Annotated in this window: 21 protein-coding genes; 6 read left to right on the forward strand and 15 right to left on the reverse strand. The window is 41.9% G+C overall.

The window, feature by feature from the left end:
* Window positions 1–57: 57 nt before the first annotated feature.
* Window positions 58–531, forward strand: a complete 474-nt coding sequence (locus EXE29_RS07300) for an Lrp/AsnC family transcriptional regulator (RefSeq protein WP_120364357.1) — start codon at window positions 58–60, stop codon at window positions 529–531.
* A gap of 60 nt (window positions 532–591) precedes the next feature.
* On the opposite strand, the gene EXE29_RS07305 is transcribed toward EXE29_RS07300, so the two are convergent.
* Window positions 592–2,253, reverse strand: coding sequence for an acyl-CoA dehydrogenase family protein (locus tag EXE29_RS07305; RefSeq protein WP_120364356.1), 1,662 nt, complete (start codon window positions 2,251–2,253; stop codon window positions 592–594).
* Window positions 2,254–2,344: 91 nt separating this feature from the next.
* Here EXE29_RS07305 and EXE29_RS07310 point away from each other — a divergent pair, with 91 nt between their 5' ends.
* Entirely contained in the window at window positions 2,345–2,953 is a 609-nt protein-coding gene (locus EXE29_RS07310; protein ID WP_120364355.1) for a TetR/AcrR family transcriptional regulator, read from the forward strand.
* 221 nt (window positions 2,954–3,174) lie between these two features.
* On the forward strand, window positions 3,175–4,176 hold the full coding sequence (locus EXE29_RS07315; RefSeq protein WP_117006836.1) for a hypothetical protein: 1,002 nt from the start codon (window positions 3,175–3,177) through the stop codon (window positions 4,174–4,176).
* 64 nt (window positions 4,177–4,240) lie between these two features.
* Here EXE29_RS07315 and katG read toward each other — a convergent pair whose 3' ends face one another.
* A complete protein-coding gene (gene katG, locus EXE29_RS07320; protein ID WP_120364354.1) occupies window positions 4,241–6,424 on the reverse strand; it encodes a catalase/peroxidase HPI in 2,184 nt (727 codons plus the stop codon).
* Between the two features lie 356 nt (window positions 6,425–6,780).
* Between katG and EXE29_RS07325 the strand changes: the two genes are divergently transcribed.
* Together EXE29_RS07325 and EXE29_RS07330 are read left to right on the forward strand one after the other, a co-directional pair.
* A complete protein-coding gene (locus EXE29_RS07325) occupies window positions 6,781–7,221 on the forward strand; it encodes a thiol-disulfide oxidoreductase DCC family protein (RefSeq protein WP_106985363.1) in 441 nt (146 codons plus the stop codon).
* On the forward strand, window positions 7,214–7,618 hold the full coding sequence (locus EXE29_RS07330) for a DoxX-like family protein (RefSeq protein ID WP_120364353.1): 405 nt from the start codon (window positions 7,214–7,216) through the stop codon (window positions 7,616–7,618). Before EXE29_RS07325 ends, EXE29_RS07330 begins: the two co-directional genes overlap by 8 nt.
* Here the strand turns inward: EXE29_RS07330 and EXE29_RS07335 are convergent.
* The 8 genes from EXE29_RS07335 to hcaE all read right to left on the reverse strand — a co-directional run bounded on the left by EXE29_RS07335 (window position 7,607) and on the right by hcaE (window position 15,577).
* Window positions 7,607–8,662 (reverse strand): MBL fold metallo-hydrolase, encoded by a 1,056-nt coding sequence (locus EXE29_RS07335; RefSeq protein WP_120364352.1) that lies wholly within the window; start codon window positions 8,660–8,662, stop codon window positions 7,607–7,609. The two genes, EXE29_RS07330 and EXE29_RS07335, sit on opposite strands and share 12 nt — an antisense overlap.
* Before the next feature lie 339 nt (window positions 8,663–9,001).
* On the reverse strand, window positions 9,002–9,907 hold the full coding sequence (locus EXE29_RS07340; RefSeq protein WP_120364351.1) for a DMT family transporter: 906 nt from the start codon (window positions 9,905–9,907) through the stop codon (window positions 9,002–9,004).
* A gap of 377 nt (window positions 9,908–10,284) precedes the next feature.
* A complete protein-coding gene (hcaD, locus tag EXE29_RS07345) occupies window positions 10,285–11,514 on the reverse strand; it encodes a 3-phenylpropionate/cinnamic acid dioxygenase ferredoxin--NAD(+) reductase subunit (protein WP_120364350.1) in 1,230 nt (409 codons plus the stop codon).
* A gap of 5 nt (window positions 11,515–11,519) precedes the next feature.
* A complete protein-coding gene (locus EXE29_RS07350; RefSeq protein ID WP_106985357.1) occupies window positions 11,520–12,485 on the reverse strand; it encodes a 3-carboxyethylcatechol 2,3-dioxygenase in 966 nt (321 codons plus the stop codon).
* A 65-nt stretch (window positions 12,486–12,550) separates the two neighbouring features.
* Window positions 12,551–13,366, reverse strand: a complete 816-nt coding sequence (gene hcaB / locus EXE29_RS07355; RefSeq protein ID WP_117006843.1) for a 3-phenylpropionate-dihydrodiol/cinnamic acid-dihydrodiol dehydrogenase — start codon at window positions 13,364–13,366, stop codon at window positions 12,551–12,553.
* A 2-nt stretch (window positions 13,367–13,368) separates the two neighbouring features.
* Entirely contained in the window at window positions 13,369–13,695 is a 327-nt protein-coding gene (hcaC, locus tag EXE29_RS07360; protein WP_004278517.1) for a 3-phenylpropionate/cinnamic acid dioxygenase ferredoxin subunit, read from the reverse strand.
* The gene (gene hcaF, locus EXE29_RS07365; protein WP_120364349.1) at window positions 13,695–14,213 is read right to left on the reverse strand and encodes a 3-phenylpropionate/cinnamic acid dioxygenase subunit beta; all 519 of its coding nucleotides are present in this window, start codon (window positions 14,211–14,213) and stop codon (window positions 13,695–13,697) included. Before hcaF ends, hcaC begins: the two co-directional genes overlap by 1 nt.
* A complete protein-coding gene (gene hcaE / locus EXE29_RS07370; protein WP_120364348.1) occupies window positions 14,210–15,577 on the reverse strand; it encodes a 3-phenylpropionate/cinnamic acid dioxygenase subunit alpha in 1,368 nt (455 codons plus the stop codon). Before hcaE ends, hcaF begins: the two co-directional genes overlap by 4 nt.
* A 280-nt stretch (window positions 15,578–15,857) precedes the next feature.
* Between hcaE and hcaR the strand changes: the two genes are divergently transcribed.
* Window positions 15,858–16,763, forward strand: a complete 906-nt coding sequence (hcaR, locus tag EXE29_RS07375; protein ID WP_117006844.1) for a DNA-binding transcriptional regulator HcaR — start codon at window positions 15,858–15,860, stop codon at window positions 16,761–16,763.
* Window positions 16,764–17,156: 393 nt separating this feature from the next.
* On the opposite strand, the gene EXE29_RS07380 is transcribed toward hcaR, so the two are convergent.
* From EXE29_RS07380 to EXE29_RS07400, 5 genes are all read right to left on the reverse strand, one after another.
* On the reverse strand, window positions 17,157–18,017 hold the full coding sequence (locus tag EXE29_RS07380; RefSeq protein WP_106985352.1) for an alpha/beta fold hydrolase: 861 nt from the start codon (window positions 18,015–18,017) through the stop codon (window positions 17,157–17,159).
* Between the two features lie 288 nt (window positions 18,018–18,305).
* Window positions 18,306–19,574, reverse strand: a complete 1,269-nt coding sequence (locus EXE29_RS07385; RefSeq protein WP_120364347.1) for an OprD family outer membrane porin — start codon at window positions 19,572–19,574, stop codon at window positions 18,306–18,308.
* A gap of 569 nt (window positions 19,575–20,143) precedes the next feature.
* Window positions 20,144–21,163, reverse strand: coding sequence for a 4-hydroxy-2-oxovalerate aldolase (gene dmpG, locus EXE29_RS07390; protein WP_120364346.1), 1,020 nt, complete (start codon window positions 21,161–21,163; stop codon window positions 20,144–20,146).
* A gap of 10 nt (window positions 21,164–21,173) precedes the next feature.
* Window positions 21,174–22,076, reverse strand: coding sequence for an acetaldehyde dehydrogenase (acetylating) (locus tag EXE29_RS07395; RefSeq protein WP_106985349.1), 903 nt, complete (start codon window positions 22,074–22,076; stop codon window positions 21,174–21,176).
* Between the two features lie 36 nt (window positions 22,077–22,112).
* Window positions 22,113–22,910 carry a 2-keto-4-pentenoate hydratase gene (locus EXE29_RS07400; protein ID WP_106985348.1) on the reverse strand — a complete coding sequence of 266 codons (798 nt, stop codon included), beginning with the start codon at window positions 22,908–22,910 and terminating at the stop codon, window positions 22,113–22,115.
* Window positions 22,911–23,098 lie beyond the last annotated feature (188 nt).

Below are 23,098 nucleotides of genomic sequence, written 5' to 3' on the forward strand. Positions count from 1 at the left end.
AAGCACATAAAAGGGTGTAAATAACCTATAAATTTATTTTTAAGGTAATTTATACCAATGAGCCTTTTAGACAAGACAGATGCCAAAATTTTAAAAATCCTGCAAGAAGATTCACGCACGACCAATGCCGAACTTGCCGAACAGATTGGCATGTCGACCTCACCCTGCTGGCGTCGGGTCAAGCACCTTGAAGACACGCAAGTGATTAAAGGTTATGGTGTCTTATTAGACCGTAAAAAAATTGGCCAAGGCGTGATGGTGTTTATCCGCGTGTCGATTGATAGCCATAGCGAAAAAGAAGCCAAAAAATTTGAAGAACGTGTGACTGAGCTGGAGCATGTGGTCGCGTGTTATAGCGTGGGCGGTGATGCAGATTTCTTGCTGCAAGTCGTATCACCGGATTTAGACACTTATGCTGAGTTTTCGATGTCGACGATCCGCCGCTTACCCGGCATTAAAGAAATGCAGAGTATTTTTGTGCTGAAAGAAATTAAGCCTTTCTTGGGCTATCCGATTCACAGTCAGAAATAAAATACTGACTGAAGCCCTCTCCCTAACCCTCTCCCAAAGGGAGAGGGAATTCCAAAGTATTTAGCTTGCAAAAGCCCGTTCCAACAAACGCTCTACATCGACCATTTTGGCATCCAGCATCCCCACCACTTGCCCATGTTTCTCACTATAACGGCTTTGAATAAAGCCATTGGCTACATAGTCAGGCGCATAGCGTTTTAGTAAAACCGCTTGTGCCAATACGGTTAAACGGCTCACTAAACTGCGCCCCATAAATTGTAAATCTTCAGGCGATTGATGGAACAATCTGAACAAGTCCTGCAATTCAGTTTGCAAGCTTTCATCTGTATTTGCTGTACTCGCCAAATCTTTAAACAGTACTTCAATGGATTCAGGTTCGCGCCCAATCGCGCGCAGTACATCCAAGCACATGACATTGCCTGAACCCTCCCAAATGGTATTCACAGGCGCTTCTTTAAAGATGCGTGCCATGATGCCGTTATCGACATAGCCATTGCCGCCAAAGACTTCCATCATCTCACCGGTCAGTTCCACCGCACGCTTACAAATCCAGAACTTGGCTGCTGGGGTCATAATGCGTTTCCATGCCACAGACAAAGCATCATCCGATTCGTAGCACTGTGCCAAATGGAAACTGAGCTGCGTCGCCGCCTCACTTTCTAAAGCCAAATCTGCCAAGACTGCACGCATGAGCGGTTGATCAATCAGATGTTTACCAAAGGCCTGACGCTGACGGGTATAAGCAATGCATTGCACCAAGGCTTGACGCAGCATGGCACTCGAACCGACCGAACAAGTCAGACGGGTGTAATTTGCCATTTCAATAATGGTTGGAATGCCGCGCCCTGCCTCACCAATCATAATGCCCCATGCATTTTTGAATTCGACTTCCGAGCTTGAATTCGAGCGGTTACCGACTTTTTCTTTTAGGCGCTGTACTTGAATATTATTCTTGGTGCCATCTTCCAGCCAGCGCGGTACAAAGAAACAGGCCAAGCCATCTTGTTCGGTTTTTGCCACCACCAAATGCGCATCACACATCGGCGCAGAGAAAAACCATTTATGCCCTGTCAGCAGATAAGCTTTACCTCGTCCTGTTTCTGCTACAGGCACCGCAATTGTTTCATTGGCACGTACATCTGAACCGCCCTGCTTTTCAGTCATGCCCATACCGAGCCAAATCGACTTTTTTTGTGCAATCGGCACATCACGTTCATCGTATTCAGTCGATAGTAGTTTCTCGCCAATTTTCGCCCATAGTTCAGGCTCTCGCTGAATGAGTGGAATACTGCCGAGCGTCATGGAGTTTGGGCATAAGTTACCGCATTCGACCTGACCTGCAAGATAAAAGCGCGCTGCCCATTCCACCCATTTAGTCTTGGAGTTAGGCTGATTAAAAGGATGCGCATGGGTATCAAACTGGCGATTGAGTCCCATCCATTTATGCCATGAAGGATGAAACTCGATAAAGTCAGTACGGCGACCACGAGCATCGAAGGCATGTAAGATTGGCGTGTGTTTGTTGGCTAAAACCCCATGCTGAAAGTATTCGCTCGAACCTGCGACTTTGCCCATTTCGCATAAAGTCGACTGATCATGGCTGCCGTAGCGTTTTAAGATTTCGTGTAAAACCGTATCGCTTGAAAATAGATTGTAGTTTTCCAGTTCATCAAATTGGTTGCTGATTTGATGCGTCATCCATGTCTGTTCTAATGTATTCATCGTCTATATTTTCCGCTTGTTCTTGTTGGCTTTTCATTTCAGTATAGAGAAAATTTAAAGCATAGACGTTCGGTTTTCCACGCTTAAAAATATGAAGAATTCAGCCATTCAAATACGGCGCAAGCCACGTCAATCACGGGCCAAACTGACACAAGAAGCCCTACAGGACAGTTTTGTTCGGCTTTTGCATGAGCGCCCTGCCAGCCAAATTACCATTCGTGAGATTACCGACCTTGCAGGCGTGGGCTTGGGAACGTTTTATGAATATTTTTCTAAGAAGGAAGATTTGATTGCGCTGACCATTCATTTGCATGTGAAACACAATGCGGAAAGCTTAAAAAGTTATGCACAAAGCTTGATCAAGTTATCCACAGATTTGGAGTTTCAGGCGTATTTAGAGCGAATTATTCACTTTCAAATTGAGCAAATTCAGGCGCAGCAGTTTTTATGGTCGCAGGTGTTTTTGTTGGAACGGCAAATTTCAGATATTGAAAGTTACCGTAAGAGTTATGCCATGATGGTGCACATGTGGCAGAGCATTCTTGAACCGTTTATTCAGAATGATGAACAACTCAATAAGTCGATGGCTTTAAATATGCAACGAGTGTGTTATGGCTTTGTGTCGCAGACTTTATTGATTGAGCCTGAGTTTTGGGAGTGGCAACAGCTTGAAAAGGATATATTAAAATCAATTAAATAAACTAGAAAATTAAATTAATAAAAAATTCAAAAGCTTAAACAACAATCATATTTACAATAACTTAAAACAAACAAATCTAAATAATTTGCCATAAAACCTAAATCTACAATGTGAAAAAATACTAATCTTTTCGCATTTTACATACCTTTCATCACACTCTAAATATGTTCGTGTTTAAAAGGTTGAATACTCTCTTAATGCATACTTTGGACCCCCCTATTATGAATAAGTTCATCTATTCACTTTTATTACCAACGACATTATTGATTAGCGCATGTGGAGGTGGCGGTGGCAGCTCAAATGACACCAATATAGAATCACCGACAACACCAACGCAACCGCCCGTAACTACGCAAAATATTCTAAGCTTTCCCATCACTCAATTTAAAATAAATAAAGTGGATATTGGCACACAAGCAGATATTTTTTCGATTCAACAAAATAATCAATCACTGTTGAATACTCTTATTTCAGAAGAGTCCAAAACATTGTATCAACAAAATACCAATTACAATCCTAACTGGCTTGGATGGCAAGAATTCATTCTTACTAAGAATAAACTCTACTATTCTGCAAATAGTCAGCACCCTCTTTACGTGATTAAAAATGCAGATTCAGTCCTAGAGCTAGCCTATGATGTGGATGGTAAAGGCTTAAAATCTACGATTAAGTTTAAGAATATTTCGATTGCTAACGAAACTGTAAATTCAAAAAAGATCACAACAGACTTGTTTAATAACTATATTCATTCAGATCTGAATGATGCTAACTTTATTAAACTCAGCAATGCAATTAATGCTTTATCTTTCAAATTTGATCAAGATGCTGTCTGCCATCAATACTTATCTAAACAATTCAATCAAGCCAATATTATTTTTTCTGAAAGCCAAGGAAATGACAAAAAAACTTTAGAAGATTGGAAGGCTGAACAAGCAGCTCTCAAAAATACAATAGTTGAAGCAACGTGGGCAAACCATAAAGTTGCTTATGTGGTAAGTAGTCCAGATCAAAACTTTTATATTGGGCTAGGCTACCGTCAAAATGCTGCGATTGAAAAAGATGGCAAATTGTATGAAGGACTTTATGATGATGCGCGTGTTTATGATTATCGTGAAGAATATGATAGTTCAGTACAGTTTTCCGCGGGCATTTGTCAGGCCTTCAATTCATCTGCTGCTGCAACCTTATATCAAGCAATATTAACACTACCTAAACAGTCATAATTGTTGTTGATACAACAAGAAAAAAACCGCCTTTTCAGGCGGTTTCTTTACATCTCAATGCAAATTACTTCACATCAAAACGGTCTGCATTCATCACTTTTGTCCAAGCTGCAACAAAGTCTTTTACAAACTTCGCTTTGTTGTCATCTTGAGCATACACTTCTGCATACGAACGTAAAATCGAGTTAGAACCAAATACAAGGTCTACACGAGTCGCTGTGTATTTCGTTTCACCTGTTGCACGGCTTACGATATTGTACGAGTTCTTACCTGTCGGCTTCCAGTTGTAAGCCATGTCCGTCAATGTCACGAAGAAGTCATTGCTTAATGTACCCACATTGTCTGTGAACACACCCGCTTTAGACTCACCGAAGTTCGCGCCTAATACACGTAAACCACCAATTAACACTGTCATTTCAGGAGCAGTTAAACCAAGCAATTGTGCACGGTCTAATAGCAGCTCTTCAGGCTGAACAGCATAATCAGCTTTTACAAAGTTACGGAAACCGTCTGCTTTAGGCTCAAGGTCAGCAAATGAATACGCATCAGTTTGCTCTTGCGTTGCATCACCACGACCCGATGTAAACGGAACTGCAACGTCTACGCCTGCTGCTTTCGCTGCCGCTTCAACTGCTGCTGTACCGCCCAATACGATCAAGTCTGCAATACTTACATTTGCCGCAGAAGCTGCTTTAATTTCTTCAAGTTTCGCCAATACTTTCGCTAAACGCGCTGGTTCGTTGCCTTCCCAGTCTTTTTGTGGCGCTAAGCGGATACGTGCACCATTTGCACCGCCACGGAAGTCAGAACCACGGTAAGTACGTGCGCTGTCCCATGCTGTTGCGATGAGTTCAGCAGCAGATAAACCGCTGTTTAACAGTTTAGCTTTCAAATCCGCAACGTCTGCATCAGACAATGCTGTACCTGCAGGAATTGGATCTTGCCAGATTAAATCCTCAGCAGGTACATCAGCACCTAAGTAACGAGATTTAGGGCCCATGTCACGGTGTGTCAATTTGAACCAAGCACGTGCAAAGGCATCATCAAGCTCTGCAGGGTTGTTGTAGAAACGCTCTGCAATCGCACGGTAAGCAGGGTCAAATTTCAGCGCCATATCGGCATCTGTCATCATTGGGTTACGGCGTACATTCGGGTTGTGCGCATCAACAGGTTTATCTTCTTCTTTGATGTTGATCGGTTCCCATTGTTTCGCGCCTGCTGGGCTGAGTGTTTTTTCCCACTCATAAGTGAACAGTAAATAAAGGAATTCGTTATCCCATTTGTCAGGATGCGTTGTCCAAGCACCTTCTAAACCGCTGACCATGGTATTTGCACCATTGCCTGTGCCTTCAGAGTTGTGCCAGCCTAGACCTTGGAATTCAACGTCCGCGCCTTCAACATCTGCACCTAAATTTTCAGCTTTACCATTACCATGTGCTTTACCAACTGTATGACCACCTACGGTTAAAGCTACAGTTTCTTCGTCATCCATACCCATACGGTCGAAAGTGACACGCATATCTTGCGCGGTACGCAGCGGATCTTGAACACCATCTACACCTTCAGGGTTCACGTAGATCAATCCCATTTGCACTGCAGCCAATGGGTTTTCTAGTGATTCACGGTTGTCATCATCGCCATAACGGTTTTCAGTTGGCGCTAACCATTGTTTTTCTTCGCCCCAGTAAATGTCTTTTTCTGGGTGCCAAATGTCTTCACGTCCGCCACCAAAACCAAAAGTTTTTAAGCCCGCAACGTCGTATGCAACCGTACCAGCCAAAACGATTAAATCACCCCAAGAGATTTTGTTACCGTATTTACGCTTGATTGGCCAAAGTAAGCGGCGGCCTTTGTCTGTGTTGACGTTATCAGGCCAACTGTTGAGTGGCGCAAAACGTTGGTTACCTGTGTTCGCACCGCCACGACCATCTTGCTTACGGTAAGAACCCGCTAAGTGCCACGCTGTACGGACAAACATACCAATATAGCTGCCGTAATCTGAAGGCCACCATTCTTGGCTGCTGTTAATTAAATCGCGGAGGTCTGCTTTTACCGCTTCAAGATCAAGTGATTTGAAAGCTTCCGCATAGTTAAAGTCAGGATCTAAAGGATTGGTTTTCTTATCGTGCTGCGAAAGAATGTCAAGGTTTAAGGCATTCGGCCACCAAAATGCATTATTTGTCGTATCTTGCGTGGTCTGTGCACCTGATTGGTGAAATGGGCACTTGCCTTGCGTATTCTGTGTCATTGTAAAGCTCCAAATAATTATGAAGTAATGTTTCGAACCGTATAAATCTTTAATTCCAGTTTTAACTTAACCTTTTTAGGTGACAATATGAAGTGAGTTTTACGAATAAAAACAATCGTTTTATTCAATTTAAGACATTAAAAATAAATGAATTTTTGTTTTTCATAGATTTAGATTTCTGCATATATTTAAAATTCAACACTGATGGTTATTTTGCAATATTATTTATATAAGCCATATTAGAAATTTTTAAAAAAAAATCAAAAAATTGATTCCCCAAAATCATCATATTTCTAGTTTTCTTTAAAATAAAACTATTGATATTCAAGTATAAAATGATAAAAAGGTGCTCTGCGATGCAATACAATATTGAAAAGATTATCCAGCAACATAACATTATTTTATTCGATGCAATTTGCGTACTTTGTAATGGCTGGGCCAAGTTTTTAATTCAAAATGATACGCAGCAAAAATTTAAATTGGCTTCTGTCCAATCGCCTCTTGGGGAAGCGATTTTAAAATATTATGCAATGTCGACAGTGGATTACACCACGATGGTGGTTATTTTCAATGGACAACGCTATCTCGAATCTACAGCTTTGCTCAAAGTCATGCAGCACCTAGGCATGCCCTATTCGCTACTCAGTGCAGGCTATGTGGTTCCTCAATTCATCCGTGATTTTTTATATCGGCGTGTCGCACTGAATCGCTATCAATTGTTTGGTACAACCGACTATTGCATGTTGCCATCCACAGACAACCAACAGCATTTTTTAGAATATGCCATCCATGACTAAACTACATCGACACATTCTGCTAGGCATTCATGCCACGCTAGCGACTTTATGGATCTATCAGGGCTTGGTGCCTAAAATTTTAGTACAAGCTCCAGATGAATTACGTATTTGGGCACTGCAAGGCGTCACTGCAGATCATGCGGTCATACTCATGCAAATGTCAGGTTGTGCTGAAATTATATTTGGGCTGTTGTTTTTTATCTTGAGAAAAAGTTTGTGCTTACATGCACTCAATTTACTGACGATGCTACTTTTAAGCGGATTAATTGTATGGCTCGATCCAAGTTACTTTTTGCAGGCTTTTAATCCATTGGTGATGAACCTAGCAATGGCAACACTTTCGATGATTGCCATTGCGCTCATTCAAGATGCGAAAAATACAGACTTAAACCGTTAAGCGTTTTCCTTCACGGATGCAAATAAACGGATTCATCAACTTAGAAGATTTCTGACGTGCTTTTTGTAAGTCGTCTTCTGGTTGCTCACGGCTCTCATCTGTCAGCTGGAAAGTACGGTAATGAATCGCCAAAGAACATTTGGCATGTAAGTCTTTATGCGCTTGAAATGCTTCATCAGGATTCATGTGCAAATAACGCATCAGCAAACGTGGCTCGTATGCACCAATTGGCAACAATGCTATCCGTGGCGCGCCATATTTGGCAAAGATGTCTTTAAAATGTAGTGAATAGCCTGTGTCACCGGCAAAAAAGCAATGGTCCTGCCCATTTAACACCGAAAAACCACCCCACAATGCACGGTTCTGATCGCGCAGACCACGCCCTGAACCATGCTGAGCTGGGGTATATACAAATTTTAAATCACCCAATAATGCCGACTGCCACCAATCCATTTCATAGACTTGGAAATGCTCTGGCAAATAATAACCATTGCCCAAACCTGTATAAATTGGCATGGCAAAGCGTTCATGTAACCAATTTAAACTGGCAATGTCCATGTGATCATAATGATTATGACTCAGTAAAACAGCATGAATTTCTGGCAGTTCTTCTAAAGCAATCCCAGCAGGACAAACCCGACGTGGTCCACTGCCCTGTTTCGGACCTGCATATTCAGCCCACACAGGGTCTGTCAACAAGTTATAAGGGCCAATTTGAATGAGCACGGTTGCATGCCCTACAAACCACACCTGCCAATCATCTAAGCGTGCATTTGGCCTATTTTGAGGTAAAGAGCGTGACGCTTGCTCAAAGGTCGCATATTCACGCTTACGATCGACCTTCCATGTTGAGCTACGTCGCTTTAACATCCATTTAATAAAATTTGAGCGCTTATGTGCTTCAGGCGGACGCAAAGCATTTAAAAAATGCGTGCCATTAAAATGATTTGATGCAAGAAAATCAAATACAGGTTGCTGCCAAGTATGCGACAAACAACGCGCTGCAGGTAACTGGAAATTTTTATGTTCTAAATCTTGCTTCATGAATATTTCGAGTTCTTCAATGTTAAATATGCCAACTCTGACGAGTTCAACCCCTACAGTGACACCGAAAGTAGCGAATTTCAACCACCTACAGGACCTTTGTCTACGTTGAATCGATCAACTGCCATTGTACGCTAATAAAGAGTGCCATAATTTTATGTAAATTCTGTTGAATTTATGCGTCTAGACTTTGCAACATGATCAACTTTTAAGTTCTTTCAACAAGGACAAAGATCAAACACACATCGTAGGTGTTCCACATGGAACATTTTTCACCCAAACATCAAAAGAGACATAAAAAAAGGAAGTCTCAGACTCCCTTTCCTTCACCACCGTATATTATTTGGCAAAATACTGCTCGCGCCACTCTTTCCAAAAATACAGCACAATACCAAACATCACCACAGCAATCCCCAGTACAGCATTAGCACTAATGTGTTCGCTATTTAATGTTGCGCCTAATACCAGTGCAATAATTGGCGTCATCACATTACTTAAAGACACGGTTGAAGCCGCTAGGCGTTTGATCAGCCAGAAGTAGCACAGCATTGCCACAATAGATGACAAAATCATGGTAAACAAGAAACCAATGATGGCATTACTACTTGGTATTTCGGTTGGAAAATGCTGCCAAATAAATGGAATCAGCAGTAATGAACCCAGTGCAGATACCATAAGTGAACCTGTCGCCTGTGACATCGGCTTCAAAGGTGCATTAATTTGTTTCACCCAAAAAATCGAACTGATGTATGACACCATACTGATCAGCATCAATACCACGCCCCACGGATTGACCTTGCTGTCGGCAGAATCTAAAAAGACAAAACTCAAGCCACCGACGGCAACCGCCATGCCCAGCCACTGTAACCACACCAGTTTATGCGTTTTTAAAATCACATGCCCAATCAGGCCTGCAATGAGCGGTGAGAAACCAAAAATCAGCGCCATCAAGCCAGAGGTCAAATAATTGGCAGCCAAATAAATAAACAGCTGCGCGCCAATCAAATTTAGACTGCCTGCTACGTAACTCTGTAGCGATACTTTGTCAAAAGGCAGCGGATTACGCATGACCGCTAAAATAACCAAAGCAATGACACATGCGCCAAAGTAACGAATGATCAGCACCCACATTGGATGCACTTCTGCCACACTCCATACAATTGCAAGCGGCGTCGCTGCCCAAATCAACACCAGCAAAGCATAAATACTTGCCGTGACAATCATGGGAGAGGAATTAGAGTTCATAAATGGTTCTATCGCAATATAAATTCAGAAGCATTGCAGCACAGAAAATCCACCCAAAATCTATTCCGCGTGGCGGCATGGATGCCGCCGATAAGCTGAGATATAGGGATATATCTTCAGCTTATCGAAAGATTTTTGTCACTTTTGATCTCTCAAAAGTGAGGCTTCACCTGCGCGTGAGCAGTTACCCATGACACAAAATTTGAGGTTTTGATATTCTCATCATCATTGAAAAGTAAGACATACCTACTCAATGCCATTAAAAATTAAAATGCAAATTGCGGTCATGCCTCAATCATCAAAAAATATAGCCATAAAAAAGCAGACCTAGGTTGCCCAAGGTCTGCCCTTTTGTAAACTCATTAATAACGCAAAGGTTATTTCACGAGTTTACGAAGATCTTGGCTTAGATCTAAATATTTATCAGCTTCAAAAGCTGCATTCTTGCTGATCAACTTTTTAAGATGACGCATTTCTTTCGCTGCATTTACAGTAATACCGCCAACGATCACACCGTCAGTCACACCGAACAACACGAAAGAAGATTCCGCGCGTTGTTCCGCATTGATTTCACCGCGAACAAGCCATTCAGCCGCAGCCATATCACCAACAAATTGATAGTTGATGTCTAACTGGTCAGTCCAGAACCAAGCTGGGTTTGGTGTAGGATGCTCAACACCCATCACATGACGTGCGAAGATGCCTGCTTGAAGGTTGGCATTTTCCCAAGTTTCCACACGGCGGTGGTTACCGCAGTCACGAAGCTGAGTTGCAACATCACCTGCTGCATAAATGTCAGCATTTGAAGTTTGGCAGTTTTCGTTGACTTTGATTGCAAGGTCAACGTCTAAACCAGCTTCAGTCGCAAGCTGTGCATTTGGCACGATACCAATACCGTAAACCACTGCATCGGCACGAAGCTCTTCACCACTGCCTAAAGTCACAACGATTTCTTCGCCATCCAATTTGCAATCTGCAATTGAAGTTTCAAGGCGTACATCAACACCAGCAAGGCGCTGCTGTGCCAATAAGAATTCGCTCAATACACGTGGAGATGAACGACCCATCACCATTGGACCCATTTCAATCACTGTAACGATACAGTCTTTGAAACGTGCAGATGAAGCAAGCTCTAAACCAATTACACCGCCACCGATCAAAATAATACGACGGCCAGCTTGTAATACTGGAACTAGCGCTTGTGAATCTTCAAGGTTACGCAGTGTATAAACGTGTTTACCCAACGCATCAAAGTTTGGTAAACGACGCGCAGCACCGCCAGTCGCTAGAAGCAACTTATCATAAGCAACAAGGTCACCGTTTTGAAGTTCAACAGTCTTCGCGTCTGCATTGATTTTCACAACGCCATTGCCGCGAATTGTCTCTACACCAAGATCAGTCAGTTTTTCTTCTGACAAAATTTCGATTTTGGTTTCTTCAGGTTTTAGAATCACGTCTTTTGATAATGGCGGACGCTCATAAGGAAGATGCGTTTCATCACCAATTAAAATGATTTTGCCTTCGTATTTGTTCCCACGAAGTTCTAAAATCGCGCTCGCACCTGCTTGACCAGCACCTACGATTACAACGGTTTCAATATTGCTCATATCTCTTAACCCTTTAACTCTGCAGATACGATGCCGAAGCCCGCAATCCACTCGCTAATATCTTCATAACAGTGAGTCGTCATTTCGTACTCACCGATTTCGTGAAGGGCTGCAAATGCTGCCATCCAAGAACGAACTTCTTGACCACCACGGCCACCGTCACGACGGATTTCATCTTCTTTCATTGCTTCCATTGCAGCGAAATCAGCATTCTTGAATTTCTCAAGCAATGCGATATCCCACTCAGGACTCAATGGCACAGCAACAGAAGTATCACCCGCAGCCAATTTTTGACCTACAGCAATAATCTTCGCTTGACGTGCATTACGTGCCTCTTCCGTTGGGTTACGGCCTGCAATTAGGAACTCTTCCACTTCTGGCGGTACAGAACCCATTTGCGGTGTAGGCGGATCGTGTGAAAGGCCACCTGTACCCAATACAAGAACACGCTCGTTTTCAAGGTTTAAAGACTTGATAAACTGACCTACAGCACGGCCCAAAGCGATCGTACGCTTTGTGGTTGGCATTGGTGCTGCAGCGCCATTAATAAATACTGGAATCGTTGGGTAACGATCAAGTTTGCCTTCACATAAGAAATGTAATGGCTGAGTCACACCATGATCCGCTTGCATACGGTATGAGTACGCAACGTCAACACCTTCATCAAGTACACGGCGAACCATAGCCAAAGCTTTGTCTTCAGGTACATCAATGTGGTCATTGTCTTTACCATAATCCCAGTCGCCTGCTGCTTTGGCACGAATACCCACGCAGAAACTTGGCATAAGGTCATAGAAGAAACCATTAAAATGGTCTGGACCAAACGTGATGATTAGGGTTGGGTCGTAAGCTTTTACTTCAGCAGAAAGTGTTTCAAATGCAGAACGGACTTTTTGTTCTTGCGCTTGATCTTGCGGTGAAGCAAATTCCATCAAAGGACTGTGCGATGCACAAATAAGTTTAACGGCCATGAGAGACTCCAAAAAGGAAGGCAGCTAATGGTTAGCTGCCGATAAGTCCATTTAAGACTAGATTTTTATTCGTCAAAGAATCCCGCACGTGGCTGACGTAAGCCGCGAATACCAAGACCGCATTCTGCATTAATCAGAACACCAGTCAGCGGACGGTTATTTTGACGAGATGCCAAGAGCACATAAGAACCTGTCATTTCTTCCGGTTCAGGTAAGAAATTCAGTGGCATACCACGTGCGATTTTCTCAGGATCACGTGCATCTAATAAGCCAAGGTTTTCTTGACCCAAAGATGCAGCACCTTTGATATTCACATTCATACCTGATGGTGCAACAGCGTTCACTCGTACTTTAGGCGCAAGTTCATAGGCTAATTCTTTCATAATACCCACACCAGCATGCTTAGATGCAGTATATACAGGGCCTCCGCCAGCGGAGTACAGTGCCGAATTAGACAAAGTAAATATGATAGAACCTTCAGAAGCGATCAATGCATCAAGCGCAGCCTTTGCACCTAAGATGAGCGATTTGGTGTTAATACCCATAATCTCATCAAAGGCTTTTTCTAGCTGCTCGCCAGAAGTATTGACGATATCTGCATAGTGATCCCAGATACCGGCATTACCTACGAAACAGTCGAGTTTACCGAAACGCTCTACAGTTGCTTGAACTGCACGAACGTTATCTGCATAGCTGGCTACATCACCTTCAATTGCAAGAACCTTACCACCAAAGTGCTCATTCAATGCATCCACTTTTGCCTTTGAACGTTGAAGAACGGCTACTTGTGCACCTTCTTCTAAGAAACGTTCAACCAAAGCCCAGCCTAAACCAGAACCACCACCAGTAATAAGTGCAACTTCGCCTTGTAGCCAACCCATGCTTACTCTCCTGCCATTTCTACAAACAATTGACCATCTTCAACAATCACTGGGAATGTTTTAATTGGATCAGTTGCTGGTAGACACAATGCTTCACCTGTTTTTAAACAGAAACGCGCTGAATGTAATGGACATTCAACAGTACCGTCATCTTCAAGGTAACCTTCTGACATAGAAGCGTTACCATGGCTGCATTTATCGTTCATCGCGAAGAATTCTCCGCCATTGTTAAATACAGCAAGCGCTTCGATACCGTTTACGCCACAATCCACTTTCAATGCTTCGCCTTCGTCTAATTCATCAACTTGGCAAACAAAAATCTTATTCATTAGAAGAACACACTCAGGTTATGTGAGCTGTAAGTAACTTGGTCAAGCATGATCTTACGGTTGAAGATTTGGAAGCCTAGGCCACCTTCAACTTTACGGATCTTGTCATGACGTTTACCACAGTAAATAACGACGTCTTTCTCTTTTTGCGTACGGTATAACAAATATGTTACGTACACGTCGTACTCGCCTTCAACCTCAGTTGCTTCAACAATCACGTTAGACACCATGTGTGTAGTACGTGAAGGAGGCTCTTCAGCCCAAGCCATACCTGTCTCAAGACGAGCGACACGACGCTCTAAAAGATCTTTCGTATCATTGAACACCCAAGTTGTTGGTGGTTCAACTGAACGACGACGGTCACGGGTTTGTGCGTTTGGCGTTGTACGCAAAGTGTAAGAAATATCTTCACTTAGCGTATCTAACCAATCGCGGAATTTCCAATCGTCAAGCAATTTTGCTTCACGGAAAAGGAACTGACTAATTTGATGATGAAGTTCTAAACTCACTTGACTCATTTCATAAGCTCCTTCTCATATTCGTCAGCCGCAGCTTCAACGTCTTCCCATTTTTCATGAATCAATAGATCTGCCCAACGACGGTACATACCACGTGCTGCAGTTTCTGAGAAAATGTAGTTGGTAATGCCTGGAATGCCGTCTTCACGTACTTTCTCGTTGCCTTTACCCATTTCCATAATGAGTTTGTTTTGACGCGCTTTATAACCACGTAAAACTTTTTGAATCTCAATCCAGTTCTCAGAGTCATCTTGCTCTAGGAAACCAGCTGGACCAAATGCACGTGTTGCAGAACGTTCAAATGCTTCTTTCACTTCTTGTGATGCTTCAGCGTCTGCAATACAGAATGCCCAAACTTCAGTTTTGTTTGGACCACGTGGGTGCCATACGCGAAGTGTTGCAGTACCGTTTAACCAAGACAATGTTGGGAACATGGTGTTATGACCTGCAAGACGTAATGCACGTACTTCACCTAAACGCTCTTTAACTTCTTCATAAGTTTCACGGAAGTAGTTTGCAACTTCACCGTCTACCCATACGTTAGCATCTGGCTTTTCTGTAAAGAAGAAACCTGAACCATGACCGCGTGAACCGTATTGGATCGCGTCTTTCGCAGTTTCCCAAACTGGACGTGCAGTTTGCGCAGCGCCTAATTTCTTAGAAGCTTCGTCGTCTGGTTTCGCGCCAAGTACTTGAATTGCAGATGCGTGAGAGAACAATGCGTGGTATTGGTCAGATGCAAACTGTTCAGCTGCAAATTTCCAGTTACACTCGATTTCCCACTTGTGTACACCACCAATAATTTCTGTACCACCTGGACGACGGTCTAAAACGCCATCTAAGTACCAAGCGATATCGCCCATGTATTCTTCTAGGTCAGGTGTTGTTTCATCCCAACATGCGAATACTAAGCCTTTGTATGATTTAACACGGGTAACTTCAACCAGACCCCATTGCTCTTTACAAGCGCCATGCGGGAAAGCACGGTCTTCAAGTGGGATGTCTTTAAGTGAACCGTCAATACCGTATGACCAGCCGTGGTATGGGCAAGTGAACGCACGTGTGTTACCACAGTCTGCGAAGCTTACGCGCATAGAACGGTGACGGCATTGGTTTAAGAATGCTTTGATTGAACCGTCTTTTTGACGTGCAACAATAATTGGATCTTCACCCATGTAGGTGTTGAAGAAATCCCCAGCCTTAGGAATTTGGCTTTCATGGCAAAAGAACAACCATGTACGACCGAAGACACGTTCTAGTTCTAATTCGTAAATATCTGGATCAGTATAAATAGATGGTGTAATACGTCCATTTTGTGCGTCGACTAAAGCGTCGATTTCGCGCACATCAATTTTTCCACTCATGAAAAGCTCTCCTGTGGCCACTTAGGTCACAAAACAAATAGACTCAACTTTCCGACGATGATGGATTTTCACTGAGTTTTGCGGAAATATTTTTTTTGTTTTAATTAAGAGCTTTCACCAATTATTAGAATAGATATTTTTGATATACGCTTTCAATAAAACCCGCCAAGGCCATTTATTTTCTAAATGGCAAAATCAACTTCACGACATAGTTGTTTATAGATTATACTGACTTGAACTCATAGTAAGACATTTTTTGGATTACTCCTAGGCTAGATATATGGAATTACGACACCTTCGCTATTTTATAACCGTTGCTGAAGAATTAAACTTCAGTAAGGCAGCACTCAAACTTTATACAGCTCAGCCATCGCTAAGCCAACAGATTAAAGACCTTGAAGAAGACGTCGGTGTACAACTCCTACACCGCACGAAGCGTAAAGTAGAGCTGACTGAAGAAGGCGCCGTGTTCTTAGAACAAGCTCGCTTAACTTTGGCACAAGCAGACAAAGCCATTGCAATGGCACGTCAGGTTTCACAAGCCAAACAACAAATGCTCCGTATTGGCTTTGTCCCTGTGGCAGAGATGAAAATCTTTCCGTATGTACTGCCCAACCTACGTGTACAAAACCCTGACCTCAAAATTGAATTACTCAGCCTAAACAACGTTGAGCAAATGAAATTATTGAAAAAAGGTGAACTAGACATCACTTTTACCCGTCATAATTTCAATAGCGACGAAATTGAAAGTCAGTTCGTATTGCGTGAGCCTCTTATTTTCATTTTGCCTAAAGATCATCCTTTGGTAAAATATGATCGAATTCCAGTTAAAGCACTGAATGGCATAGATTTTATTATTCCTGCCGCAGAGCAATCACTGACCCTACATACAGCCATTTTAGACTTTGCCAAAGCCAATAATATTGAATTTAATATTGTGCAAAAAGCCGATAATATTTTGTTTAATATCAACTCAATTGGCATGGGATTGGGCTGTACAATCTTACCTGGCTACATTGCACCACTGACCATGAACAATACGGTTATTCGTCCTTTGGACATCGAACTGCCGTATCTTGATTTGTATGTCAGCTGGCGTAAAAATAGCGAATCTATTGCGGTAAACAAATTTATGGAACTGCTCACACGCGTGTTTTATTTAGATATTGCCCGCGAACAAAATTAATTTTTAATATCTTTTTACTAAAAAATATAGCACCATTATTTCTTAAATGAATAGTGGTGCTTTTTTTTGACTGGTTTTGCCCACTTTTTACCCAAACTAGACTTAAGTCTTACTCTTTTTATGTATAAAACATCTACTCTTTATGGGAAATAACTTATAAGAAAATGTTTCCATATCTATAAACCTAGGCTTTTTTAGTCAAATTACAACTTAAGTCTAATACGCTGGTTTAAGATCCAACCCATAAATACGACCTTTTTCTTAGCGAAGTTATACAAACAAGCCCTCATTTAACGATGCCAAGCACCCTAAATGTAACAAATAATGTTCTTTTTAAAAGCATCCGCTGAAAAAAAAAGAGTGCCGAAGCACTCTTTTTTATCCAGTTACGGCTTATTTCACGCCATGTACTGCTAAGTAGTTTTTAATTACTGTGTTAAATTCTGCCGATTTTTCAACTTGTGACCAGTGACCACATTGACTGAAAATGTGCGCATCAGCATTTGGCACAATATTTAAGATGTCCCAAGTACGTGAAACTGGGATCACCACGTCTTGTGTACCGTGAATCAAAAGTACAGGGACAGTGATGTCTTTCATTTTTTCGAAATCTAATGGGAATTCGAAACGATCACGGTCACGTGCGCCAACAACGTCCATCAAACGGTTTGATGCATAGTCATTTGCAGCAGATGCAAAACGTACTTTTACCAATTCATCAGTGATTAGGTCTTTGTTCACAACGAACATAGACAAAGTTTTCTTGATGCCTTCTTCTGTTAATACAGGGTTTGCATGTGCTTTAAGCGCTGCAGTTTGTTTCGCACCGCCCGTACCCATCGATACGATACCCAATACACGCTCAGGATAATCAAGCGCCATTTGGAATGCTAACCAACCACCTAGTGAGTTACCTACCAACCAAGTTTTTTCAATGCCAAGTGCATCTAAAGTACGCACTGCATGGTCTACCCAAGCACGAATACCATAAGCTGTATTTGGTGCAACTACTGTTTGGCCGTAACCAATGGTATCAATTGCGATACAACGTGCTTGCTCACCAATTTGCGGTAGGTTTAACCACCAGTTCGCAGCTGCAGATACGCCAGTACCAGAACCGTGTAAAAATAGAATCGGCGTACCTTCACCAATTTCGTGGTAATGGGTTAATTCGCCTTCAGCAGTTTCAATCCATTTATCTTCTAAACCAAAGAATGAATCTGTCGTGTATTCAGGGATTTGAACTGTGCTCATACATACTCCTCGTACAGCGTCGTACTTGCGTTTCAATCACATCCGGATTTAAACGCCAATGAATTAAATATTTTGAGTTTTACCATTGCATATTACCCGCTATCCGCGTAGCTACTGATACAAAATTACGATCATAAACAATAAAATTAATATAATTTAAATATTTGTTTTTAATGACTTATTTTTATTTCATTTCCCTAAAAAGCATCGGGTATTTTCCACTGGAATATGGATGCATAAAAAAAGGGCAACCCAATTTGGATTACCCTTTGTTTTTAAACCTACAAATTAGAACTTATAGGTATAAGTTGTTGCTACACGGTATTCCTCTAGGTCTGACTTATAGTCAAAGTTCGCATCAATATACATTGCTTGGAAACCTAAACCCTTCAACTTACCTTCTGGCACGGTGTAATTCACAATTAAATTCAGCTCATCAGATTTCTGATCTTTCTTTCCATTGGTCTCAGCATCTTGGCCCATCATGTAAACCGCAGTCGCATTTAAACCTTTAGCGCCCATTTCTGAGAAGTCATAAGCATAAGTTAAGCCTAATGATTTTTCATTTTTCGCAGTAAATGTTGCTACACCCCAGTTCACTAAGTACGGCTGTGGCACCCAGCCACCCAATGTAGGGAAAGCATTATCACCAAACATTTGTTGGTAGCCCAAGCCGACTGTATGTGAACCATAATTCACTTTTGCACCTATTGATAATGCTTGATTATCAATCGATCCGTATAAGCTATTGCCTGAATCTGCATTGTCAAAATAACGAATATGGCTATCAAATTTCGCTTTTTCACCTAATTTCGTTTTGTAGTTTAGGCCAACATAGTTTTGACGATAAATATCTTGCACATCGGCATACCAGTAGCTCCCGCCAATTTCAGGTGTAAACTGATGGTCAACACCCGCAATATACATGCCGTCAGAAGTAGGCCCTAAATCAAAATGACCCACTTGACCATTTGGCAAAACTTTACCTGGTGCAAACATCGTCAAATCACGGAATTGGTTATCATAACGGTTATTAATGCCGTCAATATAAGCCAAAGTCAATTTAGTGTCTTTAATGTCTTTCGATTCTAACCATGCACCACTAAATGTTGTAAGTAGTTGACGCGATGGGTCGAATACCAAAACTGGAGAAACGGGTAACAACTCACCCACTTTCAACTCTGTTTTAGCTACTTTAGCTTTTAAGGTCGCACCAACTTTGCCAAACTCATCTTTCGACTCTTTACCATCATGCGGCAAAATGAAGTCTGCATTTGCATCACGGCCATTGAGTTTAAAGGCATGTTGTACCAAAAGGTCTGCACCTACTTGAACACCACCACCAATATCTTGGTAACCTGATTTGGCATCCAGTGTGATGCCTTGACTCCATGAACCCCAGTTTTTGTTTGGCGTATCTTCAATTTGACGGTCTAAATAGAAATTTTTAAATTTCAATTGAACCTGACTGTCGCCAATAAAGTCTGCATGAGATGCAGTTGTCCCTAAAGTTGCTGTCGCAGCAAGCATTGCTATCCATAAGTTTTGACGACGCATGGCTCTCTTCCTAAATCATCAAATTAAGCTATGGTGCTATCATGCTGAACAATGCGAGTTTGAGAAATCAGACCACAGTATTAAGTTTTTTCGATGAATATCTCATCCTGATTCATTGCGTAATTTTGACTGATTTTGTTTAGAGTTTTCAGCAATAACTGTTTTCCACTTTATTTATCATGTGGTTTAAATAAGTAAATGTTTTATCATGGTTAAAATTATTTTTTAAAGTTTTTAATTAAGTTCTACACGCTACTTATTGCTTTTAAGTTTAACACCTTAAAACAGAGGCCTAATCTCGCCCCCAAACTTATATTTAAAACAAATAATATAATATATTAAAACTATTAATTTCAAATGTTTAGATCAAAAAAATAACATATTTTTCAACAGTTTTATTAAGTTGAATTGTTTCAGCACACAATGACGCTGTTATGACATGCAAAATCTCTTTTTAACAACATCATCGGCCAATCGACAACATCAGCCTCTTGTCTAAAATTCATGTGCGATAAACAAAAAAAGCACCCCAAATGGAGTGCTTTTTAGTGAACTTTGCTTAAGTAATATTAAGCTTGTAATTCACGTGCTTTAGACATTGTTAAAGCTAAATCTTCGATCATGTCTTCTTGACCACCAACCGTACCACGACGACCAAGCTCAATAAGAATTTCACGTGCTGATACGCCATATTTCGCTTCAGCGCGTTTAGCAAATAACAAGAATGAAGAGTAAACGCCTGCATAACCTAATGTTGCAGCATCACGATCGGCACGGATCGGGTTGTGCATCATTGGAATCACAAGGTCTTCAGCAATGTCTTGCACTTTAAACAAGTCAACGCCAGTTTCCATTTGCATACGGTTCGCAACAGCCACGAATAACTCAAGTGGTGTATTACCCGCGCCAGCACCCAAACCTGCAGATGCCAAGTCGACACGAATCGCGCCCGCTTCAACAGCAGCAACCGTGTTCGCCACGCCCATACCTAAGTTATGGTGACCATGGAAACCGATTTCGATGTTTGAATCTAGGTTTTGACGTAAAGCATCAACACGGTCTTTAACATCTTGCGGAAGCATATAACCTGCAGAGTCAGTCACATAGATACAGTTTGCGCCATAAGACACCATCTTTTTCGCTTCTTCTAATAAACGCTCTGGAGAAGCCATGTGCGCCATCATTAAGAAACCAACAGTGTCCATACCCAACTTACGTGCAGCAGTGATGTGCTGTTCAGAGCAATCTGCTTCTGTTGAGTGCGTTGCAACACGAATCGTAGATACGCCAATTTCATGTGCCATGTGCAAATGATCAACCGTACCAATACCAGGCAACAATAATGCTGTTACTTTGGCATTTTTCATACGTGGTACAACTGCAGATAAATATTCTTCATCTGTTGCAGCAGCAAAACCGTAGTTTACTGAGTTACCACCAAGACCATCACCATGTGTCACCTCAATTAAAGGTACACCTGCTTCATCTAAAGCAGTCGAAATGGCAATCATTTGCTCAACCGTAGTTTGATGGCGCTGTGGGTGCATACCATCACGTAGCGTCATATCATTAATAATCACTTTAGACATGATGTGCTCCTTAAGCTTCAGCAACTTGTGATGCGATTAAACGCTCTGCAAACATTTCTGCAGTACGCGCAGCTGCTGCAGTCATAATATCGAGGTTACCCGCATATTTAGGCAAGAAGTCACCTAGGCCTTCTACTTCTAAGAAAATAGAAACACGGTTGCCATCAAAAATAGGACCATTTACAAGTTTGTAACCTGGTACATATTTTTGAACTTCTTTAAGCATAGCATGAACAGCTTCAGTAATAGCAGCTTGATCAGGCTCACCTTCAACTAAGCAATGCACTGTATCGCGCATATACACTGGTGGCTCAGCTGGGTTAATAATAATGATGGCTTTACCTTGTTTTGCACCGCCAACTTTTTCAATTGCGCTTGCAGTTGTACGGGTAAATTCATCAATATTTTTACGTGTACCAGGACCAATAGACTTAGTCGAAGCAGTTGCAATGATTTCGCCATAGTTCACAGGCTGAACGCTAGCAATCGCAGCAATCATTGGAATTGTTGCTTGGCCACCACATGTCACCATGTTTACGTTTGGTACTTCACCTGATTCAAGTAAAGCATTCAAGTTCACTGGTGGTACGCAGAATGGACCAATTGCAGCAGGTGTTAAGTCAATCATTAACACGCCAAGCTCATTTAACTTGCGGCTGTTTTCAGCATGTACATAAGCTGAAGTTGCATCAAATGCAATTTTGATGTCGTCTTCGATAATATGCGGAAGTAAACCATCTACGCCTTCAGCAGTGGTTTTCAAACCCATTTTTGCAGCACGTGCAAGACCTTCAGAAGTTGGGTCAATACCCACCATCCATACTGGTTCTAACCATTCGCTGCGTTGAAGTTTGTAAAGCAAATCAGTACCAATATTACCTGGACCGATCATTGCACATTTAATCTTTTTCATTAACGTACTCTCTAAAAATTTTGCTCAGGCCAAGTCTTATTCAGCAGCAAATGCAGCTGTTACAGAACCAAAACCTTCAATTTCAACCACGAATTCGTCACCCGCGTTTGCCACAACCATTGGGCCAAGTGCACCAGTCAAAATGATGTCACCTGCCAAAAGTGGACGACCACGGCGTACCATTTCATCTGCCAACCAAACTGCAGCATTAAGTGGGTTTGCAAGACATGCTTTACCAACACCTTGAGATACCACTTCGCCCGCGCGAGTCATGGTCATTTTGCAATTTACAAGATCAAGGTTTTCCAGTTTCACAGGGCGTGAACCTAAAACATAAGCCGCTGAAGATGCATTATCAGCCACGGTATCAATCAATGAAATTTTCCAATTTTCGATACGGCTATCAACCACTTCTACCGCAGGAAGTGCATAGTCAGTTGCACTAATAATGTCTGCGTAAGTGTGTTTTTCTTTCGTTAAATCTGCTTTGATCACTAAAGCGATTTCTGCTTCAACTTTAGGCTGGATCAAAAGACCCGCTGGGATCGCTTCGCCATCACCATACGCCATATCGGCAAATAACATACCAAAGTCAGGCTGATCTACGCCCAACTGTGCTTGAACTACTTTTGAAGTCAAACCAATTTTACGGCCAGTTAAACGACGACCTTCTGTTAAAGCGCGCGCAGTATTTACTTCCTGAACTGCATACGCAATATCAACATCTGCACTTTCACCGCCAAGTTGTGGACGGATTGGCGCAATCGCTTTTTTTGATAGTTCAGCTTCTCGCAGTGCTAAAGCAACTGACTCAACAACAGCAGAATTCGACATCAATGTTTCCTTAAACTGCAAAAATGGGACTTACAGCGCCATCTGTGAAAAGTCAATTTAAAGTTCATGTGTAAAGTCAATGAACCTCAACCCTTCCTAACCAACAATCATGTCTGGCAGGTGCTTCAGCAGAGAACGCTTATATGAATAAACTGGTTTAGAATCGGGATTTTGCTATTCAAGTGCCA

It is taken from the genome of Acinetobacter sp. WCHAc060006 (assembly GCF_004209135.1).
In the GTDB taxonomy this organism is placed as follows: Bacteria; Pseudomonadota; Gammaproteobacteria; order Pseudomonadales; family Moraxellaceae; genus Acinetobacter; species Acinetobacter cumulans.